This window comes from Ligilactobacillus pabuli, from assembly GCF_022836475.1.
GTDB classification, from domain to species: Bacteria; Bacillota; Bacilli; order Lactobacillales; family Lactobacillaceae; genus Ligilactobacillus; species Ligilactobacillus pabuli.
Genome location: NZ_BQXH01000008.1, coordinates 82036 through 108280, shown reverse-complemented (window position 1 = coordinate 108280; position 26245 = coordinate 82036). Strand labels below are relative to the sequence as shown.

At 43.2% G+C, this 26245-nt stretch carries 17 protein-coding genes and 1 pseudogene; 4 read left to right on the top strand and 14 right to left on the bottom strand.

What is annotated here, in order from left to right:
• Positions 1-82 precede the first annotated feature (82 nt).
• From LPAF129_RS05545 to LPAF129_RS05525, 5 genes and pseudogenes are all read right to left on the bottom strand, one after another.
• A complete protein-coding gene (locus tag LPAF129_RS05545) occupies positions 83-1552 on the bottom strand; it encodes a class I adenylate-forming enzyme family protein (RefSeq protein WP_244055167.1) in 1470 nt (489 codons plus the stop codon).
• A 314-nt stretch (positions 1553-1866) separates the two neighbouring features.
• Positions 1867-3915 (bottom strand): 3-hydroxyacyl-CoA dehydrogenase/enoyl-CoA hydratase family protein, encoded by a 2049-nt coding sequence (locus tag LPAF129_RS05540; RefSeq protein ID WP_244055166.1) that lies wholly within the window; start codon positions 3913-3915, stop codon positions 1867-1869.
• A 302-nt stretch (positions 3916-4217) separates the two neighbouring features.
• A pseudogene (locus LPAF129_RS05535) lies at positions 4218-5465 on the bottom strand (thiolase family protein).
• Positions 5466-5514: 49 nt separating this feature from the next.
• Positions 5515-6729 (bottom strand): acyl-CoA dehydrogenase family protein, encoded by a 1215-nt coding sequence (locus LPAF129_RS05530; RefSeq protein ID WP_244055165.1) that lies wholly within the window; start codon positions 6727-6729, stop codon positions 5515-5517.
• 43 nt (positions 6730-6772) lie between these two features.
• The gene (locus LPAF129_RS05525; RefSeq protein WP_244055164.1) at positions 6773-8350 is read right to left on the bottom strand and encodes an acyl CoA:acetate/3-ketoacid CoA transferase; all 1578 of its coding nucleotides are present in this window, start codon (positions 8348-8350) and stop codon (positions 6773-6775) included.
• A gap of 354 nt (positions 8351-8704) precedes the next feature.
• Here LPAF129_RS05525 and LPAF129_RS05520 point away from each other — a divergent pair, with 354 nt between their 5' ends.
• Complete coding sequence (locus tag LPAF129_RS05520; RefSeq protein WP_244055163.1) at positions 8705-10909, top strand: helix-turn-helix domain-containing protein; 2205 nt, start codon at positions 8705-8707, stop codon at positions 10907-10909.
• 582 nt (positions 10910-11491) lie between these two features.
• On the opposite strand, the gene LPAF129_RS05515 is transcribed toward LPAF129_RS05520, so the two are convergent.
• Both LPAF129_RS05515 and LPAF129_RS05510 read right to left on the bottom strand, forming a co-directional pair.
• Positions 11492-12673, bottom strand: a complete 1182-nt coding sequence (locus LPAF129_RS05515; RefSeq protein ID WP_244055162.1) for an acetyl-CoA C-acetyltransferase — start codon at positions 12671-12673, stop codon at positions 11492-11494.
• 90 nt (positions 12674-12763) lie between these two features.
• Positions 12764-13282, bottom strand: a complete 519-nt coding sequence (locus tag LPAF129_RS05510; protein WP_244055161.1) for a Crp/Fnr family transcriptional regulator — start codon at positions 13280-13282, stop codon at positions 12764-12766.
• A 160-nt stretch (positions 13283-13442) separates the two neighbouring features.
• On the opposite strand from LPAF129_RS05510, the gene codA reads away from it, so the two are divergent.
• Positions 13443-14678, top strand: a complete 1236-nt coding sequence (gene codA, locus LPAF129_RS05505; protein WP_244055160.1) for a cytosine deaminase — start codon at positions 13443-13445, stop codon at positions 14676-14678.
• 432 nt (positions 14679-15110) lie between these two features.
• On the opposite strand, the gene LPAF129_RS05500 is transcribed toward codA, so the two are convergent.
• From LPAF129_RS05500 to LPAF129_RS05480, 5 genes are read right to left on the bottom strand one after another with little or no spacing between them, the layout of a single operon-like run.
• Complete coding sequence (locus LPAF129_RS05500; protein WP_244055159.1) at positions 15111-15746, bottom strand: ABC transporter ATP-binding protein; 636 nt, start codon at positions 15744-15746, stop codon at positions 15111-15113.
• On the bottom strand, positions 15736-16650 hold the full coding sequence (locus LPAF129_RS05495; protein WP_244055158.1) for an iron chelate uptake ABC transporter family permease subunit: 915 nt from the start codon (positions 16648-16650) through the stop codon (positions 15736-15738). Before LPAF129_RS05495 ends, LPAF129_RS05500 begins: the two co-directional genes overlap by 11 nt.
• A complete protein-coding gene (locus LPAF129_RS05490) occupies positions 16631-17521 on the bottom strand; it encodes an ABC transporter substrate-binding protein (RefSeq protein WP_244055157.1) in 891 nt (296 codons plus the stop codon). Before LPAF129_RS05490 ends, LPAF129_RS05495 begins: the two co-directional genes overlap by 20 nt.
• Entirely contained in the window at positions 17518-18357 is an 840-nt protein-coding gene (locus LPAF129_RS05485) for an NEAT domain-containing protein (protein ID WP_244055156.1), read from the bottom strand. The genes LPAF129_RS05490 and LPAF129_RS05485 overlap by 4 nt, the downstream gene beginning before the upstream one ends.
• Positions 18350-20281 carry a hypothetical protein gene (locus LPAF129_RS05480; RefSeq protein WP_244055155.1) on the bottom strand — a complete coding sequence of 644 codons (1932 nt, stop codon included), beginning with the start codon at positions 20279-20281 and terminating at the stop codon, positions 18350-18352. Before LPAF129_RS05480 ends, LPAF129_RS05485 begins: the two co-directional genes overlap by 8 nt.
• 605 nt (positions 20282-20886) lie before the next feature.
• Here LPAF129_RS05480 and LPAF129_RS05475 point away from each other — a divergent pair.
• Positions 20887-21708, top strand: a complete 822-nt coding sequence (locus tag LPAF129_RS05475) for an HAD family hydrolase (RefSeq protein WP_244055154.1) — start codon at positions 20887-20889, stop codon at positions 21706-21708.
• Between the two features lie 70 nt (positions 21709-21778).
• Positions 21779-22723: a LacI family DNA-binding transcriptional regulator gene (locus LPAF129_RS05470; RefSeq protein ID WP_244055153.1), complete on the top strand. Its 945-nt coding sequence runs from the start codon at positions 21779-21781 to the stop codon at positions 22721-22723.
• A gap of 510 nt (positions 22724-23233) precedes the next feature.
• On the opposite strand, the gene LPAF129_RS05465 is transcribed toward LPAF129_RS05470, so the two are convergent.
• Complete coding sequence (locus tag LPAF129_RS05465) at positions 23234-24343, bottom strand: L-lactate oxidase (RefSeq protein ID WP_244055152.1); 1110 nt, start codon at positions 24341-24343, stop codon at positions 23234-23236.
• Between the two features lie 679 nt (positions 24344-25022).
• Positions 25023-26042, bottom strand: coding sequence for a Gfo/Idh/MocA family oxidoreductase (locus tag LPAF129_RS05460; RefSeq protein ID WP_244055151.1), 1020 nt, complete (start codon positions 26040-26042; stop codon positions 25023-25025).
• Positions 26043-26245 lie beyond the last annotated feature (203 nt).

Here is a 26245-nt window from a genome sequence, read left to right as displayed (position 1 = left end):
GATATCGTCCTCTCATGTTTTGTGTGGTAACTAATATGATAAACGATATTTCGCCACTATGGCGTTTTTTGTGTTAATTTTTTTAACTGGCTAACTTCATTTTAAAATTTCCCGTAAAATAATAGAACTTCGGAATCTTATATTTGGTTAAGAAACGTAAGGCATACTCAGTCAAGTCAGCAATTAACTCCTCTGAGTCAGCTCGCTCTGGGTGCTTTAAACTCACAGCGGCTGCCACTGATTCGCCCCAACGGTCATTCGGGAATGGCACCACACAAATGTCTTGAACCTCAGGGTGAGCTTGAATAATATTTTCCACTTCAGATGGAAAAACATTTTCGCCCCCAGTAATGATCATGTCCTTTTTACGATCGACAATAAAGTAATCCCCATCGTCATCACGATAGGCCAGGTCACCAGTCCTGACATAGCCATCAGCAAATGATTCGATCGTGGCTTCTGTATTATTCCAATAACCCATAAAGCCGTGTTCACCAGCAATTTGCAGTTCACCAACTTCACCCGGTTGGACCTCAGTTCCGTCGCTGCCCATCAAGCGCACTTTGACAAACATAAATGGTTTCCCCTCCGATGTCGGCTTTTTCTTGGTCGTTTGCATACTCTTAACAAAATTATTCGGACCAATTTCAGTTAAGCCGTAAGAATTTTGAATGTAGAGTCCTTTTTCTTCAAAAGCTTTTTCCACTTTTTGTGAAGCTGGTGCTCCCCCAGAAATAAACTGCTTGACTGAAGATAATTCATCGTGATTGATCATTTCTCGCTGCCACAGGTCATAATACATTGTTGGTACCATAAAGATCCGTGTTGGCCGGTATTTCACGATATTTTCCACCGTTAATTCAGCAACATAAGTTGGTTGTAAAATTACCGTGCCGCCAATTAACAGCAATGGGATCGTGAAACAAAAGAGACCAGCCGAATGGAACATCGGTCCAATTGTGACGGTCGAATCTTCAGCCGTTAATCCCCAGTTAGCTACAGTAAATAGAGCATTGTGAATAATGCCGCTGTAACTTAATAACGTTCCCTTAGGTTTGCCAGTCGTTCCACTGGTGTAAATCATTAATGCCGGTTCATCTGCCTGTGCGTACGTTGGACGACAGTGTGTGTCAGCTTCAGCCGTAAAAATATCCGTATAGCCGGCTTGATGAATGTCTTGTAATAAGACCCGGTCTTCTAGGTAAACTGACTCTTCATCTAGGTTTAAAGTTTCATCATAAAATAACATCGTCGGTGCACAGTCTGACAAAATATCATTCAATTCCATTAATGATAAGCGCCAGTTTAAGGGCACAAAGATAGCGCCGATTTTACTAGCTGCGAACAACAGATCAAAATGACTGATATCGTTTTTGGCTGTTAAAGCCAACCGATCACCCGGTCTAACACCTTGCTTTTGTAAATATACAGCCAATTTTTCAGCCCGTTGGTTTAAGTCAACGTAGGTCCATTTACTATCAGTTGCTGGATCGATCACCGCAATTTTTTTAGGACTAATCAGTGCTCTTTTCTTTAACCAGTCAATCTCCACTTTGTCTGCCTCCTCAAGCTAGATCAGTACTCTGTTTCAAGTCTCCTGAATCTAAAGTGCTCTAATCAGGTCGATCAGATGTCTTTGGTATTTCATAAGTAATATGTGCAAACAGTTTTTCTGTTTAGTTGGTGTTTCAAGGGATAACTTCCGCCCACTCAGCTTTGCGCTCATTAACGGTGAATCGGACTCGCCTTAAAATCGTTTATGTAACCAAAGACCCAGCAACTCTCGTCACTGGGGTCTTTGATGTAGTTTAGCTTAACTTTGCATTTGTTTTAGGCTAAAGCTTAAATGTTACTAACTGCTAATTGTTAGACAGTTGCCTTGCTGAAGTCAGCGCGGTAGCCGCCAACTGAAGCTTCCAAACCAATTTTAGCTTCTGGGTTAGCAAACATGTCTTTCAATTGTGACAATTCGTATTCGATACCTTCATCGATCGTCAAGTCTGTTTGCTTGTCGATGATTGCAGGAATAACTTTCACTGAGTTAGGTGATTTGTGTGAAATTGTCTTGGCAACTTTTTGGATGAATTCATCATCAACGCCATCAACATGTTCACCCTTCAATGTCTTTTCGATGTTTTCATCAGAGAAGGCAATCACAACTTGTTGGTACTTAGCAGGAGTTTCGCGATCATGGTACTTGTCGTTCTTACCAGCTGCAACAATTTCAGCAATTGCTTCTTCGATTTCTGTTGGGACCGTCAATTTTGTAACGATACCTAATTCAGCTGCTTCTTCAGCATTAACAGTCTTACCTGTCAAGACGAAGTACTTAGCAATTTCTTTACCAACTTGCTTGTTGAAACGAAGCATGCCACCGTAACCAGGGTAGATTCCCAAGCCACTTTCTGGGAAGCCGAATGATCCTTTGTCTGTTGCAACAATTGCTTGAGCAGATAAGGCTAATTCTGAACCGCCACCAAGTGAAAGGCCATCAAGAACTGCGATTGTTTGTTTGTCAGATGTTTCGATATCACGGAATAATTTGTGGCCATCACGAGTGAAGTCAACAATGTTATCCAATGTGCCTTTTTGCACGTTTTCAACGAAGAACTTCAAGTCAGCTCCGGCAACAAAGGCTTTACCAGCACCCTTAAAGACGATTGTCTTAACTTCTGGATCAGCTTCTGCTTTGTCAAATGAAGAACGTAATTGAGCAACTACCACATGGTTCAAAGCGTTCATAGCTTCTGGACGGTTGATTGTAATTGTAGCTTCGTCGCCAACTTTGTCATAGTCAACATAACGGAAGTCAAATGTTTTGCCAGTTTCAGCTTGTTTCTTCAGCATTTCAACTGCAGGGAAGCCAGGACGTGCGGCTGCCATTTCTTGTGTCCATTCGTAAACATTTTCTACACCGAATTCGTTAGCTAATTGGAAAGGCCCTAAGCGCCATTTCAAACCAACAATCGCACCACGGTTGATATCTTCCATAGTTGCGCCGCCTTCGTCAACTAACTTAGCAGCTGCGCCGATCGATGTTGCAAGTAAACGGTGAGCAACTTCGTCAAATTTAGAACGGTCGATGTCGCCATCTTTAACATCCCACAAGTCGCCTTTTTCTACTTGGTCTACCAAGAGTTGAGGTGCTTTGTAGAATGGGCTTAATTCACGTTCGAATGATTCAGCTGAGTGCAAAGCAATCGGAATACCAGTTGCGTTCATCAAAGCGAAAGGTCCCATGCCGATTTGGAATGCTTCTTCAGCAGCCTTGTCGATCGTTGCTTTGTTAGCGATGCCTTCTTCGTAAATCTTAACGCCTTCTGTTAACCAAGGAACAAAGAAGCGGTTAACGGCGAAGCCTGGGGAGTCTTTAACGTAGATGGCTGTCTTACCAGTCAAGTCAGAGAACTTCTTAGCGATTTCCATTGTTTCTTCTGTTGTTTCATCATGAGCGATGATCTCAAGCAAACGGTTCTTTGCTGGATGGAAGAAGTAGTGAGTACCCAAAACTTTGTCAGGTCTGTTTGTAGCTTTAGCAATATCTTTGATGTAAAGACTTGATGTGTTTGAGCCCAAGATTGTTTCTGGCTTGCAGATTGCGTCAAGTTCTTTCATAACGTCTTGCTTAACTTTCAAATCTTCGAACACAGCTTCAACAACGAAGTCTACGTCCTTGATTGCGTGGTAGTCTGTTGCCAAACTAACGCGACTTAATGTTTCGTCAACATATTCTTGAGTGAACACACCGCGTTCAACACCTTGGCCAAGCATATCAGTAATTTTCTTGTAGCCTGCGTCAACTTGTTCTTGAGTAACATCGACGATTGTTACAGGAACACCTTCCTGTGCGATTTTTTGGGCGATACCTGAACCCATTGTACCTGCTCCGACAACTGCTGTTGTAAATTCTGCCATTGTTATCTTCCTTCCTGATTTCAAAAATACTTTAACTTTTAAAATAGTTTACTGATCTCGGTAATAATGTAATTTATAACGATCATACAGCTTGTGATTCACTGAGAAAAACCTTGTTTAACCTAGTCACACCACCAGTCAAGGTCCGACTAGTCTGCAAGTAACCTCTCAGCCTAACTAGTTAGCCAGTTGGCTCAAGTTTCCACCGTTGCTCTTGTTACAGCTCCCCAACCCGGAGCTTCAAACTCAAGCGGTCAAAACTTAAACGGACTGTCTAGCCAATTGTTTAGTCCAGCTAATTCTTAGCCTTTCCAGTAGCCGTTTTCTAACAACATTGCGATACCTTGTCCACCACCAATACATGCTGAAGCAATTGCGTAGTGTACATCTGGACGGTTCTTGAATTCGTACAGAACTTCTGTCAAGATCCGTGCACCACTCATACCAAGTGGGTGTCCCATTGCTACGGCACCACCATGAGGGTCGAAGTTGTTCTTGTAGTAATCAGAATCTGTTGAGATACCTAATTGCTTCAAGCAGCCCAATGTCTGTGCTGAGAAAGCTTCATTGATTTCAAGTAAGTCAATGTCTTTTTGAAGATCCATGCCTTGACGCTTCAAGAGGTCTTGGATGGCGTAAACTGGACCTAAGCCCATGTATTTTGGTTCGCAGCCAGAGATTTAGTAATCAACGATGCGGCCCATGATTTCCAAGCCTTCTTCTTTAGCTGTTGTTTCTGTTGTCAAGATTTCGAAAGCAGAACCATCGTTCAAGCTAGAAGCGTTTCCGGCTGTAACTGTTCCGTTTTCTTCAAATACTGGACGAAGTTTGCTTAATTTTTCAATTGTTGTATCAGGACGTGGGTCACCATCTTTATCAACGATTGTAACTTTACCTTTACGTCCCTTAACTTCAACTGGGATAATTTCTTGAGCGAAACGGCCGTTATTTTGAGCTTCAACAGCGTTCATGTTTGAACGGTAAGCGAACTTATCTTGTTCTTCACGGCTGATGTCTAACAAACGAGCAACGTTTTCGGCTGTGTTACCCATGTGGTTCACACCTGAGTTAGCACCGGAAGCTGTCCGATGTCCTTCATCGTTGGCATCGATCAAACGCTTGTCGCCAGATTTAAGTCCTTCGTAACGAACGTTTTCTGGTAAGTAGAATGGGGCGCGTGATAATGATTCTGCACCACCGGCAGCGATAAACTTCTTGTTGCTGACCAACAATTCCAAAGCAGCTGAAACTGCTGATTGGATCCCGGAACCACAGATCCGGTTAACTGTCATACCTGTTGATGTTTTAGGAAGGCCTGTGTCGATCCCGATGATATTTCCCAGGTTATTGCTTGTCTGTGAACCTGTTACATGACCAACAATAACTTCATCGATGTCTTCTTTTGAAACTTTGGAACGTTTGATAGCTTCTGTCAAAGCGATTTTTCCTAGTTCCTGAACTGGAACCGTCTTCAAATCTCCTAAGTATGAACCAACTGGAGTTCTAGCAGCTCCGACGAATACGATATTATCTTCTTTTGCTTTTAACATTTTACTGATCCTTCCTAACTTTTAAGTCATTTAAATCCTTTTTTAAAGCTTAAACAAATGCACCTGTACCTGTGTAGTAACGACCAATGATCAAGGAGTTGATTTCATTAGTACCTTCGTAAGTGTACATTGCTTCGATATCTGTAAAGAAGCGAACTACATCATATTCAAGTAAGATCCCGTTACCACCACAAACTTCACGAGCTAATTGTGCTGTTTCGCGCGCCTTCAAGCCGTTATGCATCTTAGCCATTGAAGAATTTTTTTCCAGGTAAACGCCCTGTTCTTGTTCTTCGGCTAACTTAGCACAAATTGCTAAAGTTGCTTGACAGTTCATGGCCATCTTAGCTAATTTTTCTTGAATTAACTGGAACTTAGATAATGGACGACCAAACTGTTCGCGTTCGCGAGTGTATTTCAAAGCTGATTCGAAAGCACCTGCTGCTGCACCGGCTAATAACCAAGCAACATCGGAACGAGTGTTACGTAAGATGTGCGCAACGTCTTTCCATGAGTTAACTTTCTGAGCACGATCAGCTTCTGTCACTTTGACATCTTTCATGATGATCTCAGCGTTAGGCATCATTCTAAAGAGACCTTTTTGAGGTTGAACTTTAGTTTCAACACCTGGTGTTTCACGTGGAACATAGAACAATTTAACTTGGTTGTCGTCCACGTCGCGGGCGAAGAAGCCCAAGTATTCAACGACTGCGCCGCCGCCGATCCACTTTTTGTGACCGTTCAAGGTCCAAGTGTCGCCGTCGCGTTTAGCAGTTGCTTCTACACCACCGGCGATATCTGAACCGTGTTCTGGTTCAGTCATTGCCATGGCACCTGGATGTTCCCAAGAACGAACGCCTGGCATTAAGCGAGCAATTTGTTCATCACTGCCGCCTAAGCGAACACATTCATGGAATAAGCCAGCGTTTTGAGTAAAGAATGTTCCAACTACTGGGTCAGTCTTAGCTAAAGTATAAGCACGGAATCCCCGGTATAATTCAGAAGTACTCTTGTCTGCGCGTCCTTCTGTCAAGGCTGGATCGTCGATCAAATGCAAGTCGAAAATACTCTTCATAGCATCTAATGGATATTCAGCTTTGTCCCAGCCATCTGCTAAGAGTGGATGAATTTCTTCTTTCAGAACTTTTTCTAATTCTTGTAATTTATTCTTTTCAGCAGCATTTAATTTGTTAGAAAAGCCGTAAAGGTCTGCGAAAAACAAGCCGCGCTCTGCAAATTTTTGGTCTGCTCTTGATTCTTTCATGTTTGACTTCCTTTCATTAACTAAAACTGTTTAACTACTTTAATTAATCTTTAGCATTGATGATGTCTGCTAATTTGCCCCATTTTTCTTGGAAAATATCTGGGTTCATTTCATGTAAGTCAGCTGAAACTTCTGGTTCAAATTCCATCTGATCAATGATGTCTTTTTGCAAGTCAATGCCAGGTGCAATTTCAATCAAACGTAAGTGGTTGTCATGAAGTTCAAAGACGCCTCGTTCTGTGACGTAGATGACGTTTTGTTTCTTATCAGTTGCGAATTCACCTGAGAAGGTTACTTGCTTAACTTGCTTAACGAACTTAGGAGCTTTTCCTTGTTTGTCGATCACAACTTTACCATCTTCAATGTGTGACTTGCCGCCAACGGTCAATGTTCCAACAAAGACAATGTTTTGCGTGTTTTGTGAAATGTTGATAAATCCACCTGGTCCAGCAACTTGGTCACTGAACATTGAAACGTTATTATTTCCTTTTTCATCAACTTCACCAATTCCGAGAACGGTTAAGTCAAGGACCCCACCATCGTATAAGTCGAAGTGGTTTGCCATGGAGATGATCGATTCTGCGTTGTAAGCAGCTCCAAAATCAAGTCCTGAAACTGGGTTACCGCCCCAAATTCCGTTTTCGATCGTGCTCATGTAAGTGTCATCGACACCCTCTTCTTGAGCAATCAGCGGAACCAAGTCCGGTGTCCCAACCCCAACGTTCAAGACGATGTTATTCTTCAATTCCATCGCTGCCCGACGAGCAATGATTTTCTTAGCGGACAATGGGAATGGTGTTGTGTTATCTTCGTTCATGACAACTTTAACTTGGTTTGACAAACCTGGATCATAAACCACACCTTGTGTTTGTTTGTGATCTTCAGCTGGTGCAACCACAACGTAATCAACAATTCCACCAGGAACCACAACTTCTTTTGGATCAAGTGTACCGTTCTTAACTAAGTGGGCGACCTGTGCAATGACGATCCCACCAGAGTTTTTAGCGGCTGAAGCAGCTTCCAGTAATTCCAAATGGGAAACTTCTTCTCTGATACTAATATTTCCGTTTTCATCAGCATAAGAACCGCGGATCAAGGAAACATTCATTTTTAAATTAGGGTAACGTAAGTATTCTTTATCATCGATCTTCACAACTTCCATCAATTCTTCTTTTGTAATGATAGTTGATTTTGCACCGTCCAAACGAGGATCAACAAACGTCTTTAATCCCACTTGAGAAACCAATGGTTTGTGTCCAGCAATGGAACGATACAATTGGGTGATCGCACCCTGTGGTAATAAGTAAGCTTCAATGGTGTTTTCAACCACACGTTTAACTGCGGCTGGAGAAGCACCAACATAACCGGTAATGATTCGTTTAACCAAACCATCTTCACCAACTAGTGGGTCCGCACCTTGACCGTCCGTCCAATTACCTAACCCGCATGACCACATGAAGGTAATGTCTCTTGGATGACCTTGTTCTTTGAATCTCTTTTGGATCCCTTTAACTAGGTGCATTGGATAACCAGCCATTCCGATACTTTGAGCAGTAACTAAGTCGCCATCTTTAATTAAAGCAGCAGCTTGTTCCTGCGAAATCACTTTGTTCTTACCCATTCTTGATAAGCCCCCTCTTGAAAAAGTTTCTGTTCACGGTAAATCTTTTTCTTATCTAGCCTTCTTGTCTATGTGTATAGTCTAACTGTAAGCACTTACAAAAACATCGTCATAAAGTATGAAGACGGTTACATTTTTTGGTTAATTTGTACTAAGGACTGATAAGGTCAAGCCTTAGCGGACCTAAAAAATCGTAATTATTTGGTAAAATCATCCTAAAAAAACATTTGTAACCGTTTTTTTGCTATAATAAAGCTAAATTAACCTGCTTTTTCGATAAAAATATGTTAATTTAACCAATTCACAAACTTTAATCTAGTAATTATTAATCATGAGCACAAAGGAGTACTTGATTTGACAGCAGCAGAACGTACTATTAAAGAACAAGAGTTTATCACATCAGTTACCCAACATATGAAGGAACTCTCGCATAAAGTCATGAAATTTGACACCCGCGATGAAGTCCTTAACTATACTGCACAAATGTTTGCTGAACATTTTAAGTGTGATCTAGTCGCTGTCGGGACCATCGCAAACAACCAGATCGAGCTTAGCAGTTCCAACACCAAAAAATTCGACTTGAGCCCGATCTTCCCGTTTCCAACTTCTAAGATCGACCCACGCTTCTTTCAAACCAGTATGAGCAGCGGGTCAGCGGAGTTCCTGCAATATACCCAAGTTTCCCGTTATTTTGAAGACATCGGCTTTCAGAGCTGGTTTACCGTCCCGCTCGTCGACGACCAAACGATTATCGGCTTATGTATCGTGGGTTACCAGAATAAAAACGTCTTATACCATGATTTGCAAAGCCGCTTTGACGAAATGGGCAAGTTCATCGGGGTTGCTCTAAATTTGATCTCACGCAACGAAGAAAAAGAAAAGTCCTTGTTTGAAATGCAAATGTTAAGCTCTGACTTAAACTTGTCTTCAGTGATCGAAAGCCTTGTAAAAAAAACAATCGTCTTTTGTGGCCGTGAAACAACATCGCGCTCGGCAGCCATTTATCTCTTTAATGAGAAGCGTGACCGCCTCACCGTGTGCGAACCAGTCTACGGGGTCAACGAGAAGAGTTCTGTTATCCCATTAATTAGTAATAACTCGTTACACGCCTATTTTCCTAACGTCGAAACAACCGGTTATACGACCATGACGATTCCATTGACCGTGGGGCTTTCCCTGATTGGGGTCTTATATGTTCAAAAAGAAGCTGGCTACATTTATACCAACAGCGACTTAACCAACTTACAAATGTATGCCAACTACTTTGCTGTCATGTACGAAAACGCCCAGTTGTCTTATAAAGAGCACAAACAAAAGGAAAATTTGCAAGAACTGTTCAAGATCCAGCAGTCCATGCTGCACCAAACGATCCATTCGGAAAACTTCAAGCAAATCAATGCTTCATTCAGTCAGCTCTTTAATTCCAGCATTGTTTTATATGACCGCTACTTTAACTTGCTGGATTACTGTTTGAAAAAAGATGATCCGTTGACCAAAACTCAGCTAGTCGCCGCTGGTAAAAAATCGCACCAGCTCAAACAAAAGAAACCGACTTCCATTACTTTCAGCGAAAACCGGGCTTTTCAGTTGCTGGAGATCACCGATGGTAGTGACTCACACGGCTTTTTAGCACTAGAGAACACAACCAAGGTCGACCCAGAACTCTTCATTATTATGTTAAATATGGTCAGAAGTATCTATTCACTACAGTTTATTAAAAAAGAAATCAAGGCCACGTCCATTGAAAATATCAAAACCGAACTGGTCTCCCAATTATTTTCTGAACAAATTAAGGATCAGCAGAAATTGGCAACTGATGCTGGAACCTTTAACTGGGACCTTCAGCGGCCGTACTATACCGCAATTTTTGCTTTTCGTGAAGAGCAGCCCACTACGACTAACCTCTTGGAACAGCAAACTAAAAAGCGGACGGCCTTTAGTTTGATGAAACAAATTATCCTGCGTTTGATCCCCACGGCCATCACGGTTGTTTATGACCATCAGTTAGTAGTCTTTATTCCTGAAAGTGCCTTTTTAGAGACTGATTTCTGGGCAACCTTTTTCAAACGGGTCAAACACGTCAGTCAACGTGAAGGCTTTACGCATGACTTTGTACTGGGGATCGGCGGTCTAGCTAACCAGCCGACCGACTACCGGGAGGCCTACCAAAAAGCAGAAAAAACGCTCAACGTCTTACTCAAGGATAAGGTTGGCAGCGACTATGCGCTCTATGATGAGCTGGGATCTTATACGGTGCTGAATACGTTCAAGGATGACCCGACCACGGCCTTTTTTGTCCGCAAGTATTTGAAGAAACTCTATCAGGAATCACAAAACAACCAGGTCAATTTATTTAAGACTTTAGCGGTCTACCTGGATAATAACGGCAACGTTACGCAAACGGCGAAGGACCTTTATCTTCACCGTAGTACTTTAGTCTACCGGCTCAATAAGATCCAAGAAATTTTAGAGCTAAACATCGACGACACTAATGAACGTTTTAACCTCCAGTTAGCCTACAAGATGTCAGATTTGTACGACGAAACGATATTTGACTAATCACAGAGCGGAGTGAAACGGGAGAAAGCGAGCATTATCGTAACCCAGGGACTAATGCGCCTTTGGCATTGGTTCTTGGGTTTGGATAAGCGGAAATTTCTGTTTCACGGAGCTCGACTACTAATCACAGAGCGGAACAAAGCGGTTAGCTCCCGAGCATATCGGAGTCTGCCTTTAATGCGGTTTTGGCATTGAAGGCAGACTTGGATAAGCGGAAGGAGCTGCTTTGTGGAGCTCGACTAAGAATCGCCAACCAGGTTAGTGTCTTTATCAATTGCTCCCTCCCTTTTCCCGAAACAGGGGGAGCTTTCCCATTTGCTACACCCCTTTTCCCGAAACAGGGGGAGCTTTCCCATTTGCTACACCCCTTTTCCCCAAACAGAGGGAGCTTTCCTGATTGCTACACCTCTTTCCCGAAACAGAGGGAGCTTTCCTGATTACTACACCTCTTTTCCCGAAACAGAGGGAGCTTTCCTGATTACTACACCTCTTTTCCCGAAACAGAGGGAGCTTTCTAAACTCAAACAGGCAACTTTCAACCTCATGGTTCCATGAAGTTTGAAAGTTGCCTGTTATTTTTATTTATCGTTTAACAATGAGTGCATTCCCCTGACCGCCGCCAATACATAGCGTCGCGAGGCCAAGGTGCACAGTTCGTTTTTGCATTTCATGTAATAATGACACCACGATCCGCGCACCGCTGGCTCCAATTGGATGACCGAGTGCAATTGCTCCACCGTTGACATTGACTAAGCTGCTATCAAACCCAAGTTGCTGGTTAACGTAAACTGCTTCTGCTGCAAAAGCTTCATTAGATTCGATCAAATCTAAATCGGCAACAGTCAGTCCCGTCTTTTGCATGACTTTCTGGGTGGCAGCGATTGGTCCGACTCCCATAATTTGGGGATCAACACCAACCGAAGCCGAAGCCACAATAGTTGCTAGTGGTTGTAAACCAAGTTGCTGAGCCTTTTCTTGCGACATTAAAACTAGCATCGCGGCTGCGTCATTGATTCCCGATGAATTGCCAGCTGTCACTGTCCCGTCTTCATCCGTAAAAGCCGGGCGTAATTTTTGCAGCGACTCCAACGTTTGCCCAAAACGCGGACATTCATCTTGGTCAACTACAACATCTGGGCCCTTGCGTTGCGGCACACTAACTGGGACAATTTCAGCTGCAAATTTGCCAGCCTTGATTGCCGCTTCAGCCCGGTGTTGACTTTGAAGAGCGAACTCATCTTGCAACGCGCGAGAAACGCCAAATTGATGAGCAATATTTTCTGCGGTGATACCCATGTGGTAGTGATAAAAATCATCAGTTAAGCCATCATTTAACATACTGTCAACTAACTCGCCGTGGCCCATTTTATTACCCCAGCGATGATTCTTCAAAATGTAAGGCGCCTGACTCATATTTTCGGTTCCGCCAACTGCAACGACCTCATTTTCACCCGCCAAAATTGACTGGGCACCCAGCATGATCGCCTTCATCCCGGAACCACAGACCTGGTTCACTGTCCAAGCTGGAACTTCCTGCGGCAAACCAGCTTGCAAGGCAATTTGTCGCGCGACATTTTGACCCAAACCGCTGCTTAACACATTACCGACGATTACTTCGTCGATTTCTGCTGGTGCCAAATTCAAGCTGGCAGCAGCTTTCTGGAGGACTTTGGCTCCAAGTTCCACGGCAGAAACATCTTTAAAGACTCCGCCAAACTTGCCAATTGCCGTCCTTAATGCAGAAACAATTACTACTTCTGTCAAAATTTTTCCTCCCTCTCAGCTAAAACTTAATTATAGCTATTTTTGAGAAAAATGTTAACTCCCAGAGCAACTAAAAGTGCCAAACTTCATTTAATAAAAGTGTAGTTCTCGGGCCTTTTTCTTGCGGTCTAGAAAGGTCAGCTTTCTCCGCAAATAAGGCATCAACCAGTAGTCAAAGCCAATCGTAAACCGTTGCTTGCCCGCCATTAGGATCAAGATCTCGCAAAATAACAGTAAGGGATTCGTGGAAATTGAACCCGACAACAGGTAAATAAAATTGAGTGCTAAGCCAAAGAAGTTCGCTGCCGTAGTTAAGGTTCCCAACAACAAGCCTAACCCAATCGCAATTTCACCATACTGCACTAAAAAATTATACCAGCCAATGTGCGGCTCAACTAAAAAGCGCAAAAAAGCGGTAAACCACGGGTAAGGCTGGTTGCCAAAGTCATCTAACACTGGATGTGCAATTGCCCGCAAGACAAAGGGGCGAGCGGTAAAGTCGCCACCAAACTTACTCAAGCCCGCTAAGAGCCACTCCACCCCAACAAACCACCGAATTAATGTTACCACGACCAATCCGCTGCGGGTTTCCCTGAACCAATTTTCCACACGATCATCTCCTAAATTTGTTTTCAGAATAGCATTACCAAACCAATCAGTCAATCAAGCCAGGAGAGTAACTAGCGGTTCAGCTAAAATTTCCAGCGTAATAGTATCTTTTAGCCCTACCTTTGGGCTACAATGAAAGAAAAGCCAAAGGAGTCCAGCTATGTTAATCAAAAATGTTCGTCTTAACAATGAAAAAAGCTCAACCGATCTGCGCATCACGAATGGTAAATTTGCCAAGATTGCCCAGAATATCACGCCGACAGCCGATGAAAAAGTCATTGACGGTCACGGGCACATCTTATTGCCACCATTTGTCGACTCACATATTCATTTAGACACGACCCTCACCGCTGGGGAGCCAGAATGGAACGAAAGTGGCACTCTCTTCGACGGAATTCGGATTTGGTCAGAACGGAAAAAATCATTAACGCTCGCCGACGTCAAAAACCGTGCCAAACAAACGATTCACAAACAAATTACCAACGGGGTCCAATTTGTCAGAAGTCACGTTGATACTACTGACCCACACTTGATTGCGCTCCAGGCCTTACTTGAATTAAAGGAAGAACTCAAGGATATCATCGACCTGCAACTGGTCGCCTTCCCACAAGAAGGAATCCTTTCCTTCCCAAATGGTAAAGCACTCTTGGAACAAGCAGTCAGGGAAGGCGCAGATGCGGTCGGTGGTGTCCCTCACTTTGAATTTAACCAGCAGTATGGGGCAGACTCCGTGAAATACTTAATTTCTCTCGCTGAAAAATACGACAAGCTAGTCGACGTCCACTGTGATGAAATCGATGACCCCAACTCACGTAACTTAGAAGTACTGGCAACCCAAGCCTACGAAACAGGGTTACGTGACCGGGTCACAGCAAGTCATACCACAGCGATGGGTTCATATAATGATGCTTATACTTACAAACTTTTCCGCCTGTTAGGCATGGCAGAACTTAACTTTGTTTCTAATCCTTTAGTCAACATGCACCTAGGCGGGAGGTTTGACACCTACCCGAAGCGCCGTGGCTTGACTCGGATCAAGGAATTAACGGAAGCGGGGATCAATGTTTCGTTTGGTGAAGACGATGTTGCTGATCCGTGGAATCCACTTGGTTGTGGCAATATGCTTGATCCGCTGACCATGGGTGTTTACGCCGGACAACTGATGGGTTACCAACAGCTGCAAGACTCATTTAACTTTGTCACCTATAATGGTGCAAAAACTTTGCATCTCGGCGATAATTACGGAATTGAAGTTGGTAAACCAGCAAACTGCATCATTCTTGATGGTACTGATTTCTACGAAGTCTTAAACGAACATCGCAGCGTCCTGTACAATATTCGCCACGGTAAAGTGTTAGTAGAAACTAAGCCAGCAGAAACTACTTTGAATTTCTAAAACAGAGGGAAGCAAAGCGGCTAGCTCCCGAGCACTACCGGAGCCTGGCCTTTAATGCGCTTTAGGCACCGTGACAGAAAACATGTTAAGCGGAATCTATTGCATCACGAAGCTCAACTACAAAAATAGCGCCATCGCCCAAGTTAAAATTTCACTTGAGCGATGGCGCTTTTGTGTCCAGAAGTCTGGCCAACTTGTGTTTGATTCTGCATTTGCCTACAGAAGTCTGGCCGACTTACGTTCGATTCCGCATTTGCCTACAGAAGTTTGGCCGACTTACGTTTGAACCAGCGTTTCACTACCCGCTTTTCGTAGTCGAGCTATGAAACTCAGAAGATTCCGCCTAATCAGCAAAGGCAACCAATGCCAAAATCGCATTAATTGCCCTTACTCCTTAGTGCTCGTCTTCTAACCGAGTTTCTCCGCTTTGTTTTACTGTAACTCGAAAAACTCTTTCACCTTTTGCTCAGTTAGCAACTGCTCCGGCTGACCCGTCGTCAATCCCTTCTGATCTAACAACCAGATCACGTCACCATACTCACGTGCCAATTGCGGATCATGAATACTCAGCAAAAACGTCCGCTGCTCTTCTTGTTTTAACTCAACCAACAACTTCAACAATCGTTGCTGATACTTCAAATCCAAAAAAGTTAGCGGCTCATCTAGTAAAATCACGTCTTTATCTTGCAACAAAGCATATGCCAACCAGACTCGCTGTTGCTGCCCACTCGATAAATGCAAAAAATCACGGGGTAACAAGTCTGCTAGCTCTAACGTCTGCTCGATTCGATTAACTGTTGCCGATGTGACTGTGGTTGCCAGTTGCAACAAATCGTTGACTTTCAAATAATCAAACAGCTGGTTTTTCTGGGGTAAATACAGCGTGCTTTCGGGACATTCTAACTGTCCCTGCGCCTTTTTTAACCTACCTAAAATCGTCATCAAAGTCGACTTGCCCGCTCCATTTTGCCCGAGCAGCATCGTGATTTGGTGCGGTTCTAACTGGCCAGTCACTCCAGTAAAAACTACCCGCTCTCGGTAATTAGCCTGTAAGTTCTTAAACTTCATGCAACCACCTCTTTAACAAAACTAAGATCAACGGTGCCGTTAACAACAATAGTACCGCATTGGTTGGCAGTTCACGGGCTGGCAACAAATAGTGGGCAAGGTCGTCTGCCCCTAACAAAACTACGCCACCCACCATGGCTGTTAATCCCATGCGCTTTCTGGCAACGACTTGTGTTACCAATTTGACCAACTGCACTAACACTAACCCCACGAAAAAGACTGTTCCTAACACGGCACTCACTGCACCAAGCCATAGACCCGCAACTAACTGTAAGGTCAACGAACTACTTTGCTCATTTAGTCCTAACTGTCGGGCTTGCAAACTAGGTAAAGCAAAAATATCCAACTTTGTCCACTGACTTAATAGCAAAATCAGCCCAATCACAATCACTATCGCTAGTAACCAGACATCGATCCAGGTCGTATTTGCCAAACTTTTACCTTGAAAACCACCGCCAGTTGTCAGTAATTGAGTCGCTGCGGCAAAAAACATCGCTAACGCCAAGCCACCTAGGATCAAGAAAAATGAACTGTGCTTGACCTTAAATAAGGTAACCCGTAAGCAAACCACTAAGATCCCGCCCGCGAGTGCTCCAACTAAGACCCGGTAAGGCAGCGCCCGAGCAAAAAGCACGTTCACTAGCGCGAGCGCTAACTCCGCACCATTGGCCAAGCCCAACATTGAGCCATCCAAATAATCCGAGCGTAAGGTTGTTTGTAATAATAAGGCACTAACCACCAGGACTACACCACCGCCGAGCGCAAATAACACCCGGGGAACGCGCAACTGTATGATAACTTGCACACTAGCGTCTTGTCCGCGTAATAAGACTCCCGCAAGTACCAGCATAACTAGCAATCCGCCGAGCATAATTTTAAGATGTTTAATTTTCTTGGCTGTCATCTAACCACTCTTTTATTTGTTGATAGGCTTCCTTCACATGCAAATTTGCTGTTGGTGAAAATTTAGGTGCTTGAACGTCATAAACTCGCTGCTCTTTGACCGCTGGCAGACTTGGGTAAGGCTGCTGTTTAAAGCTCTCGTCAAATGATTGCTGGACCTGCTTGGGCATGGCATGTGCCAGACGAATGATCACGTCTGGCTGAGCTTGAGCAATTTTTTCAGTGTTAACCGGAGTCATGACCGACTGGGGATCAGCCGCCACAATGTTTCCACCGGCTCGCGTCACCAGGTCACCAACATAGCTATGTTGATTCATCACTAAAAATCCACCGCCAGGCATTCCCATTAATAAAAGGACCTTAGGCTTTTGAGCACGCTTGACTCGTTTAACTTGCAATTTTTTATTCAACTGCTTGGCTTGTGCTTGCCGGTCATACTTTTTACCTAGCGCAGTGACCGTTTGGCGCATCGCTGTGTAGTCGTCAAAGTGCAGAGCCGTCATTTTAATGTGCTGCTCCTTTAACTTGGCAGCGTAATCTTCCGTCAGTTCGGAATCAACATACACCTCATCCGGTTTTAAACTGACAATTTTTTCCAAATCAACGGCCACATGGTTCCCGACTTTTGGCTTGTTTTGGACCCGTTTTGGCAACTTTTCCGTTGTCGTTGGCACCCCCGCTAACGGCAGGTCCAACTTAGTAAAGATTTGCGTCATCGGGACCGTTGTCACCACGATGCGTTCTGTAACTCTCTTTTCGGCTGGCTGAGCTGGTTTCTTTTTACCAAACAACAACCACCCACCAATGATAATTAATAAAATAAGCACTGCTACCAGCGCAATGCTCATTTGTTTTCTCTTTTTTTCACTCATTTTTTGATGAAGTACACTACTCCTCCAATAATTGCGACGACCGCTAAACCGCCGATCCACCAAGCAGCACTGGAGCTGGTTTTCTTAGTAGATTTTGGTTTAACTTGGTCTTGTTGAGCCTTTTTTTCTGACGAAGTTGCAGCCTTTTTAGTGGCTTTTTTCACCTTTTTATGGCTAGAACTGCTGGACTGCTTCTGACTACTAGACGAGCTGCTGCTAGAAGATTTGGCAGACGAAGAAGATGAACTAGCTTGACTGCTTGTTGCAGCACTTGAGCTTGTCACTTGCTTAGTCGAACTGTTGCTGGCAGCGGCTGACTTTTGCTGACTTTGTGTCGCAGCTGGCTTAGCTTGCGTTTGACTGGCTTGACTTGATTGTTGGCTAGTTAAAGCCGGCACATTGCCTGCATCCATTCGCAAATTAAAGCCATATACATGATGATAGTTAATATTATCAATATCAACCTTCATGTTCCCACTCATCACCTGTTTGACACTCTTAGTCGTAAAAGTAACCACGTAATTATCGCGGTTGCCGCTAGTCGACTTGCTGACTTGCGGTGCTTGTCCGTTCACGTTTAACACTTGAACTGGAAAGGACCCTAAAGAATGGTCAGTGGAAACTGTCAAAGAGACTGTATACGAATCACTATTAGCGGTCACTACAGCCGGCTTAGAGAAATAGGCATCAGCATAAGATGCTTGTCCAGTTCCCGCTTTCAGGACCGTATAATTCGTTTGATAGCTCGCAGCCTCGACTTTTTGATTATGACCAAAGCCCAAAATTGTCAGCAAGAATACGCTCAGAAAAGTTAACATTACACTCTTCTTATGCATTTTGTTTCCCCCGATAAATTGACAGACCTGCAATTCCACTCACGGCGATCACTAACAAGATCAACCCAAGTGTTAATTCATTATTAGCAGCTTGTTGTTCACCAGTTTGTGGCAAGTAAGCTGGATCACCTGGTGCTGGGACTGGTAAACCATCAGCTGGAACACTAGTACTTGTAATTTGGCCGTCTGTTGGGTCATTAGAAACTGAAGTTGCAGGAATCTGGTTGTTTCCCTGGTCCTTTTTATCATCTGTACCGTTCTGATCATCTTGAACAGAACCAGTCACGATTTTGTTAATCACTACATTGGCTTTGACATTATGAGTAAACACACCTGGAACAGTGTACGCCATTGAAACTACGACCGTGTTGCCTTTTTTAAGGTCATTAGCTTTGGCAGCTGATAATGTTGCGATCCAGTAGCCGTAACCAGGTGCGTCTTTGGCACCGTTACCCTGCTTAACCTTCTTCATTTGCACACCATCGAAATACAATGAACTCATGTAATCAAGCATCTTAGGTTGTTTAATCGTTACTGTTACTGTCCCATCGGCATGCTTCACTAGTTTGATATTCTTACTCCAGATCCCACCATTGATCATTGAATCTTCTTTAGGATTCTCGAAGTTTTTATAATCAACACTAGCTGTATATTGGCCGGTTTGAGTCAATGAAGCAACTTCTACACCTTCCGCTGGTTTCTTTGGTGTAGTAGGTTTCTTAGCTGGATCTTTTGGTTTTGGAGCTGGCGCTGGTGTTGGCCTTGGAGCTGGTTGAGTAACTTCTGTCCCAAAACCATCTGGTGTAATTGACAAAATTTCAACATCTGCTTCATGGTTGAAATCGCGCCCCATCGCGTTGTAGCTAACACCGACAGTAAACTTTTGGTGAACATCAATGTCTGCTAGTGCACCTTGATACTTCAAAGACCAGCCATCGCTAGTCTTAGTCATCTTTTGGCCGTTAAAGGTTGCGGACTTCATCAAGTCCAGCATTTGTGCTTGTTTTAACTGAACAGTCACTTGACCCTTGGCATCTTTCACATAAGTGATCGTTTTACCAAAAAATCCGTTCAAAGCTGATGGCTCTGTTGAACCAGGCTTAGTATAGTTGACAGTCGCAGTGTATTTTGTACCTGCTGGTTGTGGTGTAAGTTCCTTGCTTAAAGCAGCGATTTTTTGGTTCAATGCTTCAACTTGCTTTTGCAAACTAGCAACTTGTTGGCTCAAACCTTTGTTTTGTTCGTTAACCTTAGCTAAATCAGCGGCTAACTGGGTGTTTTGCTTTTGTAAAGAGTCCACACTGTTTTGTAACTGGCTGAGCTTCGGATTATTAGTAACTTCATTTTTCAAAGCTGCCAATTGTTCCTGTAATTCCTTGTTTTGTGCCATTAATTTTTGGTTTTGTTCATAAGCTGCACGGTCAGGTTCGTCCACTGAGTTGATTTTGACCAATACGTTGACGTCATGACTGAACAAACCAGGTACAGTATAAGTCATTTGCACGGTCACAGTTTTGTTTGCCTGGATTTCAGCGGCTAAAGCTGGTGTCAAATGAGCCTTCCACGAACCATTGTTGTCATCGATTTTTGTTTTTTGCATTGGGACCTTAGCACCCTTGGCGTTTTGACCGATATAATTGACGCTGCTCATGTAGCCCATCATTTTTTGTTGTTGAATCGTCAAATCAGCTGAGCCGTCCTGGCCAACTGTATACTTAATTGCCTTATCCCACAATCCGCCGGTTTCAATCATGGATTCCTCGCTCGGATTATCGGCATTTAAATATGTAACATGGGCGGTATAATCGCCTGGAATCTGTTCTGGCGCTGCAGCTTGAGCTTTATTCATACCAAAACCAATTACTAGTGAAAATAATAAAGTGATGGCAAATAACAGCTTTTTACTGGTGCTCTCTTTCTTCATTTGTAACTCCCCTTTTCCTATTTTTTCACAAAATATATCGTACACAATAATACTAACCACTCACTGTCAATAAAGCAATGCAAATTTGAACTTTCTTATTTTTTTATTCGAATTCACTTACCTATCGTTAGCGTTCTCAAAAATTATAATTGCTGATGTTTTCACATATTTTTCAAATCCGCTCTGTTGGACGATTGAACCCTCACAAATCGTTTCCTGTACCCTGTTTTGGGATATTTCGGTACACAAATTTTCTGGACCGGAATTCTCCGTTGTGCTTGTAGTCGAGCTACTCAAACCAGAACTCTCCGCCTATCCAAGCTCAGACTTCAATGCCTAAACCGCATTAAAGACTACGCTCCGATAGTGCTCAAGTTCTCCCGGTTTGCTTCGCTCTGTTTTTCTTAGTCGAGCTACTTCACCCAGAAGATTGTGCTTAACCTGCTTTCGATCACGATGCCTAAAACGCATCATGACCGGAAGCTTGTTAATTCTCACCTTCTAACCGGGTGACTCCGCTCTGTTTTTGTGCTTGCTATGGAACGCGTTCCACAATTTACAATACAACTAACGAATCACAATCAAACAATAAAGGATGACTACTAATGATCAAACACCTCTTTTTAGATATGGATGGTACCTTGTTAAACAGCCAAGGCACTGTTAGCCAAAAAAACATCTCTGTTTTACAACAAAGTGCCCTGCCAACTACTCTCGTTTCAGCCCGCGCACCCATCGAAATGGCGCCAGCAATTGGGCAACTTGGCCTAACTGCTCCACAAATTGGCTTTAATGGCGGAATCATTTTCCAGCCACAACTAGATGCGCCTACCAAAATCATGGAAGCTCATCCAATCAAAGAAGCCACCAGTTTTTTGCTACTCTCTTGGTTGGCAGAAAACTTCCCGACTATTAGTTTGAGCTACTACACCAAAGATCACTGGCTCACTACCAAAAATGATGCCGGAATCGAACTCGAAACTAAGCTAACTGGATTACAGCCAACTTTGACCACGGACACAGATTTGGCACAACATGCACAAGCCGGGATTTTTAAGGTCATGCTGATTGTTTTTGATAAAAACCTTCTATTAAAGATTCAAGCAGAATTGACCAACTTAAATCTGACTGGGATCGTAATTCAACAATCAGGCACAATGTACCTCGAAATTACCAGTGAACGCGCGCAAAAATCCCATGGCTTAGCTTTTATCATGGACCAAGAACAGCTTTTGCCCGAAGAAACAGCTGCTTTCGGCGATGGTCACAACGACTTACCCATGTTTGCGGCAGTCGGAACACCGATCGTGATGGACAATGCCCTAGAAGTCATTAAAAGTGCTGGTAAATTTATCACTAAAAGTAACGACGAAGATGGGGTCGCCTATGGCATCGAAACTTTCATTCAAGGTCAGCCATTGGCATAAGGTCGTTTGACCACGATGAAAGTGTGGTATAGTACTAATTGAAAATCACCGAAAGGAGGCCACACTCGCTATGACAAATATTCATGATATCGCCCATCAGTCAGGGTACTCAGTTTCTACCGTATCCCGTTACTTAAATCACAGTGGCTATGTCTCGACAACGGCGGCTCAGGCCATTCAAGCGGTGATCACCAAACTCGATTATGTTCCGAATTCAATCGCGCGTGATCTAAGTACAGGGCAAACTTCAGCGATTGGTGTTGTTGTTCCACACATGCGCCATCCCTACTTTACCCAGCTAGTCGCAGGGATCATGGAAGCAGCGTTTGCGGCCCACTTCAACGTGAGTTTGTTGCAGTCCAAATACGATGCCAAACTGGAAATTAAATACCTGGAGCAACTCCATCAAAAAACCTACGCCGGCTTAATTTTTACGTCGCACGGAATCTCTTTGCAGCAACTATCTCACTACCAAAAATATGGACCAGTCGTCTGTTGTGAAGATCCGGGTGAGGTCAACTTATCCGCGGCATTTACTTCACGGCAAGCGACTTACTTAGAGGCCTTTAATCTGCTCAAACAACAGGGTTATCAGCGAATCGGCTTAACATTAAGTCGTAACTATGAGCTTAGTGCTACTAGCCAACAAACACTAGACTGTTATCGGCAAGTTTTCGGTCAAATGCCTGCGCCTGAGCTATTGCTGACTCAAATCACTACCTATGACGAGGCCTATCAAGCTGCCACAAAGTTCTTGAACTTAGCGGCCCCACCAGACTTCATCTTTACCAATGGTGACGCAATTGCCGCCGGGCTCCGCCAAGGATATCTCGACCACCACCAGCCCGTTCCACCATTAATGGGACAGGAAAATCAGCTCGCTAGTCAGTTGTTGGACATTTCGACGATCGATCATCATTTTCGCCAGGTTGGGGCCGCAGCCTTCGACCTGGTTCGTAGCCCCATCGTCAAACAAGTTGAACTAACCTCCGAATTAATTATTCGAGAACATTAAAAAATGGGCACCAGACATCCAATTTGCTAGATGTCTGGTGCTTATTTTTTGGAATTAGTTTATGGTGGCGAGAAAACTACCATACTTTGACCGACTATGGTAGAAAGCAATGCCAAAACTACCATAGTAAGGGAAACTATGGTAGAAAACGACAACGAAACTACCATAGTCCAAGCAACTATGGTAGTTTTTAGCTCGATTCACCTTTGTAATCAAAAAACCAGGCTCGCCGAAACACTTTACAGTGTAACTAACGAACCTGGTTTTAGTCGAGCTACTTGAAACAGAAAGTTCCGCTTATCCAAGCCCAGCCTTCAATGCCAAATGCGCATTAAAGACTACGCTCCGATCTTGCTTTCTCCCGTTTCACTCCGCTCTGTTTTTCTTAGTCGAGCTACTCAAAGCAACTCCTTTCGCCTATCCAAGTCCACCTTCAATGCCAAAAACGCATTAAAGGCGGACTCCGATAGTGCTCGGGAGCTAACCGCTTTGCTCCGCTCTGTTTTTTAATTAGAACTTCAAATCATGGCTGATCTGGATGTTTTTCACGTCTTCGATCGTCTTTGATCCTGTCAATTGCATTGCAATGTTGATTTCCATCTTCAAGTGTTCTGCCACCGCAGCAACACCCTTCCAACCACCTAAAGCCAAGCCATAACTGAATGGACGGCCAACACCGACCAGGTCAGCACCAGAAGCCAAAGCCTTCAAAACATTTGTCCCACGACGTACACCACTATCAAAGATCACTGGTACACGATGGTTAACAACCTTAGCGATTGCTGGCAAGACTTCGATTGATGCTGGGGCACCATCTAACTGACGGCCACCATGGTTAGAAACGTAGATTCCGGCTGCACCGGCTTTGATCGCAGCATCGGCATCAGCTGGGTGCTGAATGCCTTTGATGATCACTGGCAAACCAGAGTATGCAGCTAATTTGTCGATCAAATCAAGGTTCAAACTTTGCATTGATTCAGCAAACAAACCACCGGCACCAACGCCGTCTTTCCCTGTGTTATAGCCATCAAGGTTGGCGATCTTGCCCTTCAAATGATAGTGGTTCAAAACGTCGGCTTCACGGTAACCGCCAAGTGTTGAATCGGCTGTCAAAATAATGGCACTAGCTTTGGCATTGCGGGCTTCGTCTAGCAAATACTTGCAATAACCCCAGTCTTTTGGCATGTAAAGCTGGAACATGTACGGTGCACCAGCACTAACAGCGGCTGTTTCTGCGATGGTCTTCGAAGCAAACGTGCTTTGTGCCATCATAACTCCGGCCTCTTTGGTTCCTTTTGCTAAGCCCATTTCACCACTTTCGTGGGCTAAAGTATTACCAGCAATTGGAGCTGCGAGGATTGGTGATGATAATTTTCTGCCCAAAAATTCGGTAGTTTGGTCTGGTTCTTCCACGTTTTGTAAGACCCGTGGAACAAGATGAACATCATTAAAAGCGGAAGTATTCCGTTTTTTCGTGTATTCATCGTCTGAACCTTCACTAATATAGCCAAATTCACCCTGTCCGATCACTTTTTTAGCGCGTTCTTCCAAACTGCTTAAGTTAAGTACATCGATATCTTGAACCTGACCCAAATCTACTGTTTTTTCTGCTGACATCATTAAAAACTCCCTCTTTTGATAAATGCTTAGATACAAACAACTATTTACTGTTGCGTAAACTAGGAGTCCTTCAATCGCCTATCCTGTACAGCGCTTACAAAACATTGTACAAAAACTAAACGATCCACTAAGCCAAAGGACCAGAACGGCTCTATAAGAAGCACATGCTTGGTTGTGGGTGGCATGCCCTGCTGCCCAACAAAATCCGCCAGGCTTTTTCACAATTTCACATGCTATTTTGCTCGCAAAAACTTATCTATTTATAAACAAGAACAGTATACATCAATCATTTATCAAATGGCAAGAGTTTTTTGTAAAACGTATACATTTATTTTTAAACCGCAGTATATAAAAACTATTACTTACTTTTTTATAGTCGTTCTAAACTATTATTTAAAATTATTATACCTAATATTTTTAATCTTTAATGTGAAGTAAATCTTCCAAGTCATATGTGATTAATTGCACGAATTTAATTGTGTGAAATATTTAATCTGAATTTTCATCAGGTACAATTGATTTCAGTTAAGTCTCATTTCCTAGATTTTTTTATTTTTAAATTCACCAAATCATAGAAACGGTTTCAAAGCTAAGCTGATCCACGCAAAAAATAGCCAGCCCACTATTTGTGAGTTTGCTCAATTGCAGACTTACTTTAGTGAACCAGCTGATAATATAATTATTTTTCGATTTGACTAATAGCTTCGGCTAACATCTTGATTTGCAAAATTGTTTCTTCATCCTTCACAGCTTTGGCTTTGCCGTGAACTAATGTTTCATAAATTGCCGAGTAAACTCGACTATAATCACCAACTTCGGACACAACTTTTTCTTCATGATACTGTCCTTGGTCATCAACATAGGTCACTGTCCCATATTGTTCTGGAGTATCAAGCCCAAAATCTGGGTGATCTGGTAGGTAAAACATCTTCAAATGTTCTTCTTGCCGATCCTTAGTTTCCTTAACGAACATCCCTTTTTGTCCATAGACCGCAAAACTTGGGCGAGCTTTGATCCGGAAGTAACTCGACTTCACTGCGACTTTTAAGCCGCCATAATAGAGGTCAATGTCAAAGTAGTCATTCATGCGGCCACTGCCCAACATTTGCCGGACGTCATAGTGAACATCATCTGGTTTGCCAAATAAGGAGATCACTTGGTCTAAAGTGTGGCAAGCATGACTGTAGACAAAGCTGTCTGCTCGTGAAAATTCATGGACTGCTTGCGGTACTTCTGGTCTAAAGTAATCGAAGTGCATTTCTAGTTCAGTTAAGTCACCTAAAACCCCACTCTTGATCACCTTTTGAACTGTTAAAAAGTCAGAGTCATAACGTCGGTTTTGGTAGCATTGTAAAAAGAGTCCTTTTTCTTTGGCTAACGCGAACAACTCTTCCGCCTGTTCAACTGTCTGAGTGAATGGTTTTTCAACTAAGACATTTTGACCGTGTTCTAAGAGATCCTTGGCGTACTGATAGTGGAATTGTGGTGGTGTTGAAACCACTACTAAATCCAAATCAGCATCCTGGTAAATTTCATTAACGTCAGTCGTATAATTGACACCATCTAGCCGAGCCCAATCATCCTTCAAATGCCGGGAAAACATGGTTTTGATTTGAAACTTGTCTGGTAATTTTAAAATAAACGGAACATGGTAGCGGTTCGCACTCTTTCCGTTACCAATAAAGGCTACTTTTAACAAAATTCCAACCTCCTATTGACTAAAACCTACTATATTTATGCTTATTTACTTATTGCTTTATTTTAACATAGAAAACAGAACGGAGTGAAACGGGAGAAAAGAAGAGTAGATTAATGTCTTTTTTGCATTCCAGCCGCAAAGTTTCACGTGAAACATTGGTCAGTCAAATTTTTCTTGCATGTCCCTACATAAAAGCGTAAATT